This window comes from Streptomyces sp. NPDC049813, from assembly GCF_044465085.1.
Lineage (GTDB): Bacteria > Actinomycetota > Actinomycetes > Streptomycetales > Streptomycetaceae > Streptomyces.
This window is the reverse complement of record NZ_JBITLI010000028.1, coordinates 13,427-26,272: the sequence shown is the minus strand read 5'-3', so window position 1 is coordinate 26,272 and position 12,846 is coordinate 13,427. Positions and strand designations below refer to the sequence as shown.

12 protein-coding genes and 1 pseudogene are annotated in these 12,846 nt (G+C 74.2%); 6 read left to right on the top strand and 7 right to left on the bottom strand.

Annotated features, from left to right (window positions below; translation table 11 throughout):
• Window positions 1-4: 4 nt before the first annotated feature.
• Window positions 5-1,774 (bottom strand): substrate-binding and VWA domain-containing protein, encoded by a 1,770-nt coding sequence (locus ACIBW6_RS34520; protein WP_399066832.1) that lies wholly within the window; start codon window positions 1,772-1,774, stop codon window positions 5-7.
• A 186-nt stretch (window positions 1,775-1,960) separates the two neighbouring features.
• On the opposite strand from ACIBW6_RS34520, the gene ACIBW6_RS34515 reads away from it, so the two are divergent.
• Window positions 1,961-2,761, top strand: a complete 801-nt coding sequence (locus ACIBW6_RS34515) for a CPBP family intramembrane glutamic endopeptidase (protein ID WP_399066831.1) — start codon at window positions 1,961-1,963, stop codon at window positions 2,759-2,761.
• A 10-nt stretch (window positions 2,762-2,771) separates the two neighbouring features.
• On the opposite strand, the pseudogene ACIBW6_RS34510 reads toward ACIBW6_RS34515, so the two are convergent.
• Together ACIBW6_RS34510 and ACIBW6_RS34505 are read right to left on the bottom strand one after the other, a co-directional pair.
• A pseudogene (locus ACIBW6_RS34510) lies at window positions 2,772-3,571 on the bottom strand (PhzF family phenazine biosynthesis protein).
• A 92-nt stretch (window positions 3,572-3,663) separates the two neighbouring features.
• The gene (locus ACIBW6_RS34505; RefSeq protein ID WP_399066829.1) at window positions 3,664-3,906 is read right to left on the bottom strand and encodes a dihydrofolate reductase family protein; all 243 of its coding nucleotides are present in this window, start codon (window positions 3,904-3,906) and stop codon (window positions 3,664-3,666) included.
• Between the two features lie 347 nt (window positions 3,907-4,253).
• Here ACIBW6_RS34505 and ACIBW6_RS34500 point away from each other — a divergent pair, with 347 nt between their 5' ends.
• Window positions 4,254-4,874, top strand: a complete 621-nt coding sequence (locus ACIBW6_RS34500) for a PadR family transcriptional regulator (RefSeq protein WP_399066827.1) — start codon at window positions 4,254-4,256, stop codon at window positions 4,872-4,874.
• Between the two features lie 118 nt (window positions 4,875-4,992).
• Here the strand turns inward: ACIBW6_RS34500 and ACIBW6_RS34495 are convergent, their stop codons facing one another.
• Together ACIBW6_RS34495 and ACIBW6_RS34490 are read right to left on the bottom strand one after the other, a co-directional pair.
• Complete coding sequence (locus ACIBW6_RS34495; RefSeq protein WP_399066825.1) at window positions 4,993-5,421, bottom strand: SRPBCC family protein; 429 nt, start codon at window positions 5,419-5,421, stop codon at window positions 4,993-4,995.
• A gap of 89 nt (window positions 5,422-5,510) precedes the next feature.
• Complete coding sequence (locus tag ACIBW6_RS34490) at window positions 5,511-5,717, bottom strand: hypothetical protein (protein ID WP_399066823.1); 207 nt, start codon at window positions 5,715-5,717, stop codon at window positions 5,511-5,513.
• A 148-nt stretch (window positions 5,718-5,865) separates the two neighbouring features.
• Here ACIBW6_RS34490 and ACIBW6_RS34485 point away from each other — a divergent pair, with 148 nt between their 5' ends.
• The 3 genes from ACIBW6_RS34485 (at window position 5,866) to ACIBW6_RS34475 (ending at window position 9,289) form a co-directional block, all read left to right on the top strand.
• Window positions 5,866-6,393, top strand: a complete 528-nt coding sequence (locus ACIBW6_RS34485) for a Clp protease N-terminal domain-containing protein (RefSeq protein WP_399066860.1) — start codon at window positions 5,866-5,868, stop codon at window positions 6,391-6,393.
• Window positions 6,394-6,625: 232 nt separating this feature from the next.
• The gene (locus ACIBW6_RS34480; protein WP_399066822.1) at window positions 6,626-7,675 is read left to right on the top strand and encodes an EamA family transporter; all 1,050 of its coding nucleotides are present in this window, start codon (window positions 6,626-6,628) and stop codon (window positions 7,673-7,675) included.
• A gap of 720 nt (window positions 7,676-8,395) precedes the next feature.
• Window positions 8,396-9,289 carry a DMT family transporter gene (locus tag ACIBW6_RS34475; protein WP_399066858.1) on the top strand — a complete coding sequence of 298 codons (894 nt, stop codon included), beginning with the start codon at window positions 8,396-8,398 and terminating at the stop codon, window positions 9,287-9,289.
• Between the two features lie 247 nt (window positions 9,290-9,536).
• Here the strand turns inward: ACIBW6_RS34475 and ACIBW6_RS34470 are convergent, their stop codons facing one another.
• A complete protein-coding gene (locus tag ACIBW6_RS34470; RefSeq protein WP_399066820.1) occupies window positions 9,537-10,217 on the bottom strand; it encodes a pyridoxamine 5'-phosphate oxidase family protein in 681 nt (226 codons plus the stop codon).
• 37 nt (window positions 10,218-10,254) lie between these two features.
• On the opposite strand from ACIBW6_RS34470, the gene ACIBW6_RS34465 reads away from it, so the two are divergent.
• Window positions 10,255-11,595 (top strand): aminotransferase class I/II-fold pyridoxal phosphate-dependent enzyme, encoded by a 1,341-nt coding sequence (locus tag ACIBW6_RS34465; protein WP_399066818.1) that lies wholly within the window; start codon window positions 10,255-10,257, stop codon window positions 11,593-11,595.
• Between the two features lie 267 nt (window positions 11,596-11,862).
• Here ACIBW6_RS34465 and ACIBW6_RS34460 read toward each other — a convergent pair whose 3' ends face one another.
• The gene (locus ACIBW6_RS34460) at window positions 11,863-12,816 is read right to left on the bottom strand and encodes a DMT family transporter (RefSeq protein ID WP_399066816.1); all 954 of its coding nucleotides are present in this window, start codon (window positions 12,814-12,816) and stop codon (window positions 11,863-11,865) included.
• Window positions 12,817-12,846: the final 30 nt, after the last annotated feature.

Below are 12,846 nucleotides of genomic sequence, written 5' to 3'. Positions count from 1 at the left end.
CCGCTCAGCCGCCCCGGGTGCCCGCCTGCACGATGGCCTTCAGGATCACCTGCTGGATGTCGGCCGGGTCGCTGATCTGGTGGCCCGAGCCGCCGGTCGCCCCGGCGATCTGCTCGATCTCGTCCTTGTCGGTGGCCGGGCCCACGGCGATGACGATGAGCGGGACCGGGCGCTCGGGGTCGGAGAGGGTCTCCAGCTGGGAGACGAGGCTGCTGCGGGAGAGCGAGCCCGGGTCCTCGTTGACCCCGTCGGTCACCACGACCACGGCGTTGAACGCGCCGCTCCGGTACGACGCCGTCGCCTCCTTGTAGGCGGCGAGCGTCGTGTCGTACAGGCCGGTCGCCCCGCCGGGCACGGGCCGCAGCGAGCGGAAGGCGGCGGAGAGGCGGTCGGCTTGGGTGGCGGAGCCCGCCCGGTCGCCGAGCCGCTCGGTCGGCACCAGTTTCTTGTAGTCACGGTCGCCGTCGAGCAGGGTCGAGAACTCCCACAGGCCGATCTCGTCCTCCGGCGTGAACGTCGACAGGGCCGCCAGCATCGACGCCTTCGTCACCTCCATCCGGGACTCGCCGCGGCCCGGCACCGGATTCCCCATCGAGGCCGAGGCGTCCACGACCGTGGTGAGGCGGGCGCTCTGCACCGTGATCGTCCACATGCCGAGGGTCTCCTCGATCTCCTCGGCGCCGGCCGGGGGCGAGGCGGGCTCCGCGTACGGCTGCGGGGAGCGGGCGCCGGCCCGCGCCGCCACCGCCCCGGGCGAGCCGCCGCCGTCGGTGCGGAAGCCGTGCCGCGCCAGGACCGCGCGCCCGGCCGGGGCGCTGAGCAGGGTCATGAAGCGGACCGCGGCGCGGCTCTCGTCGGTGCTCAGGGCGTCCTCGTCGACCAGCGCGAACGGGTAGTTCAGCTCCGGTGAGCCGTCCTTCGGGTAGAAGAGGTCGAGGGAGCTGCCGGTGGCGTCCTCGGCGTTGTGCGCGAACGCGGCCTGTTCGGAGAGGATCAGTGCTTCGTTGCGGCGCGGGTTGCCCTGCTCGGTGCCGGAGTCGTCGCGCGGCACCGTCTCGAGGAGCTGTCCGTCGCTGTCGGACGTGCGCCGGGAGAGAGTCTTCGCCAGGGCGGCGGCCCGGGTGTCGCCGTCGGGGGACGTCCGCGCGCCGCCCGCCAGCTTGGTGAGCGCGAGCAGCCCGGTGGAGCTGCGCGCGGGGTCGGCGGCGCCCAGCCGCAGCCGGTCCTCCGCCAGCGCGGCGCCCGCCAGCTGCGTCCAGCTGTACGTCTTGCGGGGCCAACCGAACGTTTTCGCGGCCGCCGGGACCATGCCGACGCCGATCGGGGACGTCGCGACGTTCCCGGCCGCGGTCACCGGGGTGCCCTTGGCGTCCTGCTCGACACGCTGGAGCCACAGGTCCGAGTCCGGCACCCACACCTGGTAGCCCTGGCCGCCCTTCTTCGCGCGCAGCGCGCCGGCGACCTTGTACGAGTCGCGGGCGGTCACCGAGACGTCGAGGCAGTTGCCGTCCGAGGTGACCTTCTGCTCGCGGGCCGCGGTGGCCGCCGCCCGCAGCGCGGGCGCCATGTCGGGGGAGGCCACGACGTCGAGGTGGACCGCCTCGGCACAGGAGTCGCCGAGCCCGAGCAGATCACTGCGGACGGCCACGGCCGTGCCGGCCGCGACGAGCAGGACGAGCGCCGTCGCGAGGGCCACCGAGCGGCCCCGCGACCGGGGCCGCGGAGCCGCCGCGGGTCTTCCGTGCTCGTCGGGCGTGCTGCGGTGACGTCCCATGACGGTGGAGCCCCTCCCTGAGCCGCAAAGGCAGTTGCGATATAAGCGGTGGAGCAAGGGAGGTGTGGTGCGCCGGACAGCGGCGCTCGCCCCCCTGGCCTGTCGCGCGCGATCTTTCGTACCTGCATTCGAGACCCTAGTGGGGCGGCGCGGGGGATGCGGCGGGATTACCCAAGTAAGGCAGGTGTGCAGGTGGAAGCGGGGACGGTGGCCGGATCTTCTCCCGGTGAGGGGCTTTCGCGGCGATTCTTGCGGGACGAGACGCTGCTCGTGCTGGGGCTCTCACTCGGCGCGAGCGGGGTGTCGGCGCTGATCAGCTTCGTCGGGTCGGTCACGAAGCCCGGGGGTCTGAAGGACCAGGCGGCGACGCTCAACGCCTCGGCGGCCCCCGGACGGCCGTGGCTCGATCTCGCCTGGCAGCTCTTCGGGATCGCGAGCGCGCTGGTGCCGGTCGCCCTCGTCGCGCACTTCCTGCTGCGGGAGGGCGCGAGCCTGCGCACGATCGGCTTCGACCGCCGCCGGCCGTGGTACGACGGCGCGCGCGGCGCGGCGCTCGCCGCCGTGATCGGCAGTACGGGCATCGCGTTCTACCTCGCGGCGCGTGGTCTCGGCTTCAACCTCACGGTGGTGCCCGAGGCGTTGCCCGACGTGTGGTGGAAGTACCCGGTGCTGATCCTCTCCGCGGTGCAGAACGCCGTCCTCGAAGAGGTCATCGTCGTCGGGTACCTGCTGCGCAGGCTCGGGCAGCTCGGCTGGACGCCCGGCACGGCGCTGGTCGCCTCGTCCGTGCTGCGCGGCTCCTACCACCTCTACCAGGGCATCGGCGGCTTCTTCGGGAACCTCGCGATGGGCGTCGTCTTCGCCTTCCTCTACCGGCGCTGGGGGCGGGTCGGGCCGCTGGTCGTGGCCCACTCGCTGCTCGACATCGGGGCGTTCGTCGGATATGCGCTGCTCGCGGGCAAGGTGGACTGGCTGCCCACCGCGTGAACCGGCGCGCTCACGCGTGCAGGGTGCCGTCGATGACCGTGACCGCGCTGCCGGTCAGCAAAGTGCGCTCTCCGCGCCGACCAGGCCGGTGCGGGCCGAGGCCTGCAGGCCGGTGAGGCGGGTGCGGCCGAGGCGCGGCGCCCAGAACGGGGCGAGGGCGGTGTGGGCGCTGCCCGTCACCGGGTCCTCGTCGATGCCGATCCGCGGGAAGAAGCAGCGGGAGACGAAGTCGTGACCCTGGGCGGGGTCCTCGGCGGGGGCGGTGGCGATGACGCCGCGGTCGCCGGCCCGGACGAGCGCGTCGAGGTCGGGGGTGAGGGCCCGGACCGTCTTCTCGTCGGCCAGCTCGACCAACAGGTCGCCCACCGAGCCGCCGGTGTCGTGCACGGACAGCGGCCGCGCGCCGAGCGCCTCGGCGAGACCGGCCGGCACCGGTTCCTCGGTGAGCGGCGCCGTCGGGAAGTCGAGGGTGTAGGAGCCGTCGTCGCCCGGGGTGGCGACGAGGACGCCGCTGCGGGTCGCGAAGCGGACCGGGCCCCGGGTCGCGCCCGTCGAGTGCAGCACGTGGGCGGTGGCGAGCGTGGCGTGCCCGCACAGGTCGACCTCGGTGCCGGGGGTGAACCAGCGCAGCGCCCAGTCCGCCTCGCCGCCCGCGGGCAGCGGGTGCGCGAAGGCGGTCTCGGCGTGGTTGACCTCCACGGCGACGCTCTGGAGCCAGGCGTCGTCGGCGAAGGCGTCGAGGAGGAGGACCCCGGCCGGGTTGCCGGTGAAGGGGCGGGTGGTGAAGGCGTCGACGATACGAATGCGCATGCCGGGGACGGTAGTTCAGCCGCCGGGCGCCGGACCAAGGCCAATCCGGTGTGTGTGGCATCCTCGCGCGTTCCCGGGCCGCGCCGGCGGCGTCAGCGGCGGACGAGCACGGCGTGGGTGACCGCGTCCGAGCTGACGAGTTCGGCGACGCGGTAGCCGGCGACGCCGTCCGGGACGTGGTCGAGCAGCCGGTCGCCACGGCCCGCGAGCAGCGGGGCGATCACCAGGTGCAGTTCGTCGACGCGGCCCGCGCGCAGGTACTGCTGGATCGTGGCCGGGCCGCCGCCGAGCCGCACGTCACGCCCCTGTGCCGCGTCGAAGGCCCGCCGCAGCACGGTCTCCTCCGGCTCGTCGGTGAAGTGGAACGTGGTGCCGCCGTCCCGCCACCGAAGTCCACCAGCGGCTGGACGCCCCCTTCGGCGACGGGATGGAGAGACCGCACGACTGGATGGTCGCCGCCCTGCGGGACCACGCCGACGGCACGGGCGGCGTCGACGCCGGCTTCATCGCGCGCAGCGAGGCGAACGTCGGTGGGCGAGTGCCGAGGGGAAGGGCGACGTTCTCGGCCCGTACGGAGAGAGGGTTGCCAGACGACATCTTCCGATATATCGTTGAGGCATCGCGATCGGTCAATGATCGCGATCATCGAACCGCACGAGCAGTGATGAAAGGACTGATTCTCATGCGTACCCACGGACACGACCACGGACATGGACACCACGGACCCGGCCATGAGGGCCGGGGCGGATTCGAGCGCGGCGGCTTCGACGGCCGGCGCGCGGCGTTCGGGCCCTTCGGCCCGGGCTTCGGCGGCCCCGGACCCTGGGGCGGACGCGGCGGCCGCGGTGGCGGGCCCCGGGGGCGAGCGCGCCGCGGTGACGTGCGCGCCTCGATCCTGGCCCTCCTCAAGGACCGCCCGATGCACGGCTACGAGATGATCCAGGAGATCGCCGAGCGCAGTGGCGGCGCGTGGAAGCCGAGCCCCGGCTCGGTCTACCCGACGCTCCAGCTGCTGGAGGACGAGGGTCTCATCGCCAGCGCGAGCGAGGGCGGCAAGAAGCTCTTCTCGCTCACCGACGCCGGGCGCACGGCCGCCGAGGAGGGGCCCGAGGCTCCTTGGGAGGAAGCCGGACGCGGGGTCGACTGGGAGGCCATGAACGAGATCCGGCAGGCCGGCTTCGGTCTGATGGAGGCGTTCGGCCAGGTCTGGAAGACCGGCAGCAAGGGGCAGCGCGAGAAGGCGCTCTCCGTCATCAACGACGCGCGCAAGAAGCTGTACCTGATCCTCGCCGACGAGGACTGAGCCCCGTGCGGGCCCAGCCACAGGGCAGAGCGCGGAAGAGGCGCCCCGTACGACACGTACGGGGCGCCTCTTCGTCCGTGCACCGGCCCGGCGGGGGAAGAGGGTGGGCCGGTGCGGCTCAGGCCACCAGGCCGGCCAGCCGGCGCAGCGACTCGTGCAGGGCCGCCGTCGCCGAGTCCTTCAGCTTCCCCGCCATCAGCGAGACGGCGGCGCCGGTGAACTCGCCGTCGGCGCGGACCGTCGTCGCGCTCCCGTCCGGGACGAGGGTGTAGCGCGTGCCGACGATCACCCCCATGGGCCCCTTGCCCCGGATCGCGAGGGTGCGGGGGCTCGCCAGCTCCTCGACGGTCCAGGTGACCTCGGCGGGGAAGCCCATCAGCTTCATGTTCTCCTCGAACTGCCCGCCGACCTCCAGTGAGGCGGGAGCGCCCTTCGGGAAGCCGGTGTGGGTGGCGTTCCACTCCCCGTACGAGGTGAAGTCGGTGAGTTGCGCCCAGACCTTCTCCACGGGTGCTTCCATGCGTGCTTCCGCGCTGACTTCGGCCATGCGGCCACCCCTTCGTGAAGAGAGCTGTGCGGGTCGTGGTGGCGCGGAACGTAACCGCCCCGCCGCGAACATTCAATACTGATGACCCGTCAGATATCGGCGGCGGTGGAGCCCACGCGCTCGATCCGCGCCGCGTCGAACAGGTCGTACGCGCGCGGGTGCGGGCCCTCGTCGTGGCAGTGCCAGGCCTCCCAGAACAGGTCGGCGAGGAGCGCGTCGTCCGGGGCGTACACCCGGTACACGTACTGCCTGCCGTCGCTCGCGGGCAGGGCCACGAGCCAGCACCCGCTCTCCATGTCTGTGACGGACGAGTGGTGAGGGGGTGGCGGTTGCGGTGGGGCGCCCTCCTCCCTGAGGAGGAGACGCCGGGCGCCGTTGCCCACCTTGTGTCGGACGCGAAGATGCTCCCCTCCGGGGATGTTCCCGGACATCCCGCCTGATGAGGTGGGGTACGTGCAGAGTCCCACCCCGTCCGGCGCCACCGCGTACGGCCATCCCCAGGAAGAAGCCCCTCCGTTCGGCGACGCGCCGCTCAGCGACGAGCTGGCCCTGGTCGTCGTGCGGGCCCGGCGGCGCGCGATGCGGGACGCGGACCGGCAGATCGACACCGCGCACCTGCTCCACTCGCTCCTGGAGAGCGACGCCGACGTGCGCGCCGCCTTCGACGACGGCGGCCAGGTCGCGCGGCTGCTCGGCTATCTCGTGCAGCGCAGCATCGGGTACGGGCTGCGGTGGCAGGGCGCCGTGGAGGACTCCGGCGCGGTGCCCGTCCCGGGCGGCGCCCTCGGCTGGTCGCCGCAGGCCGCCGCGGCGATGGAGGCGGGGGCCGGGCGGGCCGCGGCGCGCGGTGAGACGCGGGCCCGCGGGGTCGACGTCCTGGCGGCGCTCGCGGCGGACGGGGAGTGCCGCGCGGTCGAGGTGCTCGGGCGGGCCGGGGTGGATGTGGGGCGGTTGCGGTGGAGGTTGGGCTGAGGGAGCGGGGAGCGGGGGGAGGCATGGCTCGGCGGGGGCCCTTGGGGGTCTCTGGCGCCGGGTCTGTGTGATGAGGTCGGCGGGGGCGATCGCGTCACGTCTGTCGACGGGGCTCGGCGGGACCGTGGCGTCCGGTCCGTAAGTCTGTGGACGGGGCTCGGCGGGACCGTGGCGTCCGGTCCGTGAGACAGGGGTCATCGGGGATGACGGTCCTGACCGCCCCTGTCATGATGTGCCGGTGCACGGGTCACAGGGGTCTGAGAAGCAACAGGTAACCGGCGGGCGCGGCTTCGGTCTGGGGCTCGCCCTGATCTCCGCGCTCGCGTTCGGCGGTTCGGGCGTCGCCGCCAAACCACTGATCGAGGCGGGGCTCGACTCCCTCTCCGTGGTGTGGCTGCGCGTCGCCGGCGCGGCCCTCGTCATGCTCCCCGTCGCCTGGCGCCACCGCGCGCTCGTGCGGCGCAGGCCCCTGCTCCTCCTCGGATTCGGCCTGCTGGCCGTCGCCGGGGTGCAGGCCTGCTACTTCGCCGCCATCTCCCGCATCCCCGTCGGCGTGGCCCTGCTCGTCGAGTACCTGGCGCCCGCCCTCGTCCTCGGCTGGGTCCGCTTCGTCCAGCGCAAGCCCGTGACCCGCGCCGCCGCGCTCGGCGTGGTGCTGGCCGTCGGCGGGCTCGCGTGCGTGGTCGAGGTGTGGGCGGGGCTCCGCTTCGACGCCCTCGGGCTGCTCCTCGCGCTCGGCGCGGCCTGCTGCCAGGTCGGCTACTTCGTCCTGTCCGACCAGGGCAGCGACGCGGAGGCCGCCGGCGGCGAGGTGCCCGATCCGTTCGGGGTCATCGCGTACGGACTGCTGATCGGTGCCGCCGTGCTCACCGTCATCGCCCGCCCCTGGGGCATGGACTGGTCGGTGCTCGCGGGCGACGCCACCATGAACGGCGACTCCGTGCCCGCCTGGCTCCTGCTCTGCTGGATCGTGCTGCTCGCCACCGTCGTCGCGTACCTCACCGGCGTGGTGTCCGTGCGGCGGCTCTCGCCGCAGGTGGCCGGCGTCGTGGCCTGCCTCGAAGCGGTCATCGCCACGGTCCTCGCGTGGGTGCTGCTCGGCGAACACCTGTCGGCGCCGCAGCTGTTGGGGGGTGCGGTGGTGCTCGCCGGGGCGTTCATCGCGCAGTCAGCCAAGCCCGGGACGGAGCCGCCGGCCGGGCAGGACGGGCGATCCGCTGGACGGGCCGAGACGGCCGAGGCGCCGGAAACCACGTTGTCCCGCTCGGGCGGAGCGGTCTAGGGTGTCGATCATGCATGCACGCGCGCTCGTTCTTCCGCCTCCGGCCGTCTAGGGCGTGTTTTGAAAGTCCCGTCGTCCGCCCGAAGGGCGGGCCCCGCGGCGTCCGGTGCGTGCGATCGCAAGGCGCCGGAGCGTCCTAATAGCGGAGCTATTCGGGCGCTTCGGCAACGCCGCGAGCGTGCGTGCCGGGCGTCGCGGGGCAGGCGGGACTTTCAAAACACGCCCTAGGGCCTGTCCGGCCGGTTCCGGCATCCGCAGAGTCAGTGGCGGACGGGGCCGTGGCCGGACCCGGGCACGTGCGGTGAATCCGGCCGCCCGCGAGACCGTCACCCCTCGGTGCCGGTCCGCCGGTGCTGCCTGAACCACCGTGCGGCCCGTGGGCACGCGTCGATCCTCCCTGACCGGACGGATCCGCCTGCCGGGCCCGGTGCGGGCGGCCGCCGCTTTCGTGCATCCCCGGCCCGGGCACGTCCCGGGCGGGGACACGGCCGCCCGCCGAGGACGGTCCGTGTCCCCGGCTCCCGCTCCGGCGGGGCCCCTTCCGTGGAGATCCACGTGTCGCAAGCTGTTCCGAGCGGCTCAGCCGTGTCCGTTTCCGCTGTTTCCGCTGTTTCCGCTGATTCCTCTGTTTCCTTTGGTCCCGCCGCCGCCTCCGTCGGTCCGGTCCTTCCCTCTGACCCCTCCGGCCCGTCGGCGGGCCGGCCGTCGGTCTCCCGGGGCCTGTGGTACCTCGTCGTCGCCGGTGTCGCCTGGGGCACCGCGGGCGGTGCCGCCTCACTCGTCTTCCGGCTGAGCGATCTCGGCTCCGCCGCCCTGTCGTTCTGGCGGTGCGCCGGCGGTCTCGCGCTGCTGACGGCCGTCTGGCTGGTGCGGCGCCTGCGCACCGGCCGCGGGCGTCCGGGCCGCCCCCTCGGCCGCGCTGTCCTTCGCGTCACCGTGCTCGGCCTGTGCCTGAGCGTGTTCCAGACCGCGTACTTCGCCGCCGTCGCGGCGACCGGTCTCGCCGTGGCCACCGTCGTGACACTCGGCGCGGGTCCGGTGCTCATCGCGCTCGGGGCGCGGTGGACGATGGGGGAGCGGCTCGGCCGCGGCGGCGTCGTCGCCGTCACGGGCGCGCTCGGCGGCCTGGCGGTGCTGATCCTGGGCGACGGAGGTGTCGGCGCCCGGCCCGCGGGCGTGGTGTGGGCGCTCGTCTCGGCTGCCGGTTACGCCGTGATGACGCTGCTCACGCGGTGGTTCGGGCGCCATGGCCGGTCCGGGGACCAACTCGGTACGACCGTCGGCACGTTCGCCGTCGCCGCGCTCGTGCTGCTGCCGCTCGGCGCGGCCGAGGGGCTCGTCCCGCACACGGCGCACCACCTCGCGGTGGTCGGCCTGCTGGCGTACACGGCCTCCGTGCCGACGGCGCTCGCCTACGCCCTGTACTTCGCCGGGGCGGCCGTGGTGCGTTCCGCGACGGTGTCCGTGATCATGCTGCTCGAACCGGTGGCCGCGGCGGTCCTCGCCGTGACCCTGCTCGGGGAGCGGTTGACCGTGGCTACGTCGGCGGGTACGGCCCTGTTGCTCGCGGCGGTCTGTGGCCTCGCCGTGGCGGAGGCCCGGTCGGGCGGTTGAGCGGGGCCCGGCGGGGCGGGGCGTACGGCTCGGTCCGTCCGGCCTGATGGCCGGGCGGACGGACGGTGTGCCTGCGGGCAGTCTGCCCGCAGGCACAACGACACAGCGCCATGACGCGGGCGCACCAACAGGGGCCCTGCAAGGCGGGTTCATCAAGGCAGGCCCAAAAATACGGGCGTAACAAGGCAGGCCCAAGAACGCGGGCGCAACAAGGCAGGCAGGCCCAGGCCGTGAAAACCGGTCCGTCTCACAGCTCCCGCAGGTACGCCGGGGCCTCGATGCCCTCCGCGAGGTCGTCGGCCGGGACGAGCGGGCCGTAGCCGTGGCGCAGCGGGACGAGCCCGGTCCAGTGCGGCAGGCCGAGGTCCTCGGCGTCGTCGTTCGGGCCGCCGGTGCGCAGCTTCGCCGACACCTCGGTGAGGTCCAGGCTGAGCACGGCCGTCGCGGCGAGCTCCTTGGCGTTGGCCGGGCGGGAGTCCGCCGCGCGGCCCGGCACCACGTGGTCGACGAGCGCGTCCAGGGCGCGCCGCTTCTCGTCCGGGTCCGTGACCTGGTGCGCGGTGCCGTGGATGACCACGGAACGGTAGTTGATGGAGTGGTGGAACGCCGAGCGGGCCAGCACCAGCGCGTCCACGTGCGTCACCGTCAGGCACACCCGCAGGCCCGGGTCCTGCCGGTCGCCGGCCATCCGCAACGGCCGCGACCCCGTGGACCCGTGCACGTAGAGGCGCTCGCCGACGCGGCCGAAAAGGGTGGGCAGGACGACCGGGGCGCCGTCGCGCACGAAGCCGAGATGGCAGACGTACGCCTCGTCGAGTATCGAGTGCACCAGGGCACGGTCATAGGCGGCGCGCTCCTTGGAGCGGGTCGGTACCGTGCGCGCCGTGGGGGCGTAGGCGGTGGCTGACGGCTCGGGGGCGACGCTCATGTTGCGGACTCCATTGCACTAGTGCAAACTGTGGTTTGTGCTAGAAGAGTATCCGATCGCTGGGCGGCGCGCCGCGGAGATTTCCGCGAGCGTCGAGCGCGCGGTGGCCGACGGTGACCTGGAGCCGGGACAACTGCTGCCGCCGATGCGGGAGTTGGCGCAGCGGTTGGAGGTGAACCCGAACACGGTCGCCGCCGCCTACCGCACCTTGCGTGAGCGCGGGGTGATCGAGACCGCGGGCCGCAAGGGCAGCCGCGTACGCCCCAAACCGGCCACGACCGCGCGGGAACAGATCCGGGTGGACGTGCCGCCCGGCGTGCGGGACGTCTCCGACGGCAACCCGGACACGGCGTTGCTGCCCCCGCTCGCCGGGGCGTTCGCCGCCGCGGCCGCCGTCGCGGACCGTGCCCCGGTGCTCTACGGAGACGACCCTCTGGACCCGGAGCTGGTCCGCCGGGCCCGAGCTGACCTGCGGCGCGACGGGGTGCCGGACGGCCCCGTGGCCGTCGCGTCCGGGTCGCTGGACGCGATTGAGCGCGTCCTCGTCGCGCACCTCAAGCCCGGGGACGCGGTCGCCGTCGAGGATCCCGGGTGGGGCAGCATGCTCGACCTCGTGCCCGCGCTCGGGCTGCGCCTGGTGCCGGTCGGGGTGGACGACGACGGGCCGCTGCCGGACGACGTCGACGCGGCGCTGCGCGCGGGGGCGCGGGCCCTGGTGGTGACCGGCCGCGCGCAGAACCCGACCGGCGCCGCGGTGAGCGCGGCGCGGGCGCGGGCGTTGCGGACGGTGCTCGCGGCGTACCCGGACGTCCTGCTCGTCGAGGACGACCACGGGCACGGCATCGTCGAGCTGCCGCCGCATCCGCTGGCCGGGGCCACCCGGCACTGGGCGTTCGTCCGGTCCGTCGCCAAGGCGTACGGGCCCGACCTGCGGCTCGCGGTGTTCACCGGCGACAGCGTCACCGTCGACCGGGTGCGCGGCCGGCAGCGCCTCGGCCCCGGCTGGGTCAGCCGCGTCGTCCAGCGGGCGGTCGCCGAGCTGTGGGCGAGCGGTGCGGTGGACACGCGGACCGTCGCCGCCTCGTACGGGGCGCGCCGGGACGCGCTCATCGCGGCCCTCGTCGAGCGGGGGGTGGCGGCACACGGGCGCAGCGGCATGAACGTGTGGGTGCCGGTACCCGACGAGACCGGCGCGGTGGCGCGGCTGCTGCACGCGGGCTGGGCGGTGGCGCCCGGCGCCCGGTTCCGGATGAACGCCGGGCCGGGCGTGCGGATCACCGTGTCCCGGCTGGCCGCGACGGAGATCGGGGCGGTGGCGGACGTGGTGGCCGCGGCGGTGGCGGCGGCCGGGCCGACGCCTGCGCGGCACTACGCCTGACGCGGCGGGACGGCTGGGCCGGGCCGGCACCCCTGCTCCGGGCATCCTGCCGCTCCTGCTGCGGTCGGCCGGGTTCGCGTTCGCGCGACGCTAGGCCTGACGTGGCGGGACGACCGGGCCGGGCCTCACGCTTGCTCCGGTCGGCTGGGCCCACGTTCGCGCGGCCTTGCCTGACGCGGTGTGACAACCGGGCCGAGTTGTCGCCCTCAACTCCGGCCGTCCCGGCGCCCCCGCCCGTCGGCGGCACGCGGCGCCCCCGCCACCGGCTCAGTCCCGGGCGCGGGCCCGGGACTGGGTGAGGGCCGCGCCTGCCAGGACGATCACCGCGCCGACCGGCGTGGACCAGCTGAGGGATTCGCCGAGGACGGCGACGCCCGCCGCGGTCGCGATGACCGGGATGAAGTACGTGACCATCTGCGCGGTCGTCGGACCGACCTCCGCGACCAGGCCGTACTGGAGCAGGACCGCGAGCCCCGTGCCCAGGGCCCCCAGCGCGACCACCGACAGCAGCGGGACCACCGCGAAGTGCCGCGGCCAGGACGTGAACAGTGGCGTGACGACCGCCAGTTGCGCCGTGGCGAGCAACAGCTGGGCGCCGGTCATGGACAGGTGCGAGTAGCCGGTCTGCGCGAGCGTGCGGCGCACGTAGATCCAGCCGACCGGGTAGCTGAACGAGGCGAGCAGGGCGAGCGCCGTGCCCGTCACGTCCAGGCCGTGGAAGCCCTGCCAGACGCCCAGGACCGTCAGCACTCCAAGGAAGCCGAGGCCCAGGCCCGCGACCCGGCGCCGGGTCGGCCGGTCCTCCGAGAGGGCGACGAGCGAGAGGGCCATGCCCCACAGCGGCGACGTCGCGTTGCAGATGCCGGCCAGCGTCGAGGGGATCGACTCCTCGGCGAAGGCGAACAGCGAGAAAGGCAACGCGTTCAGCAGGAACGCCGCGACCGCGAGGTGACCCCAGGTGCGGGCGCCGCGCGGCAGCCGCTCCCGCTTCACGGCCATCGCGGCGGCCAGCACCAGCGTGCCGAACAGCAGCCGCCCGAAGGTGACCTGGAACGGCGCGTACCCGTCCGTGCCCACCTTGATGAGCAGGAAGCTGAAGCCCCAGATGAGGGAGAGCCCGCCGAACCGCAGGCGCCAGTCCAGGGCGCGGCGCGGCCGGGCCGGGGCGGGGGGCGGGGAGTCCGCCGCGGTGCGGGCGGCGGCGGGGGTCACGGTGCTCATGCACGCAGCATCGCCCCTCACGTCTTCTTA

Bases quoted from the DNA above. Each gene is read 5' to 3' on its own strand.
- ACIBW6_RS34520 (WP_399066832.1), bottom strand. From the start codon at position 1,774: ATGGGACGTCACCGCAGCACGCCCGACGAGCACGGAAGACCCGCGGCG.
- ACIBW6_RS34500 (WP_399066827.1), top strand. From the start codon at position 4,254: ATGCGTACCCACGGACACGACCACGGACATGGACACCACGGACCCGGC.
- ACIBW6_RS34495 (WP_399066825.1), bottom strand. From the start codon at position 5,421: ATGGCCGAAGTCAGCGCGGAAGCACGCATGGAAGCACCCGTGGAGAAG.
- ACIBW6_RS34490 (WP_399066823.1), bottom strand. From the start codon at position 5,717: ATGGAGAGCGGGTGCTGGCTCGTGGCCCTGCCCGCGAGCGACGGCAGG.
- ACIBW6_RS34470 (WP_399066820.1), bottom strand. From the start codon at position 10,217: ATGAGCGTCGCCCCCGAGCCGTCAGCCACCGCCTACGCCCCCACGGCG.
- ACIBW6_RS34460 (WP_399066816.1), bottom strand. From the start codon at position 12,816: ATGAGCACCGTGACCCCCGCCGCCGCCCGCACCGCGGCGGACTCCCCG.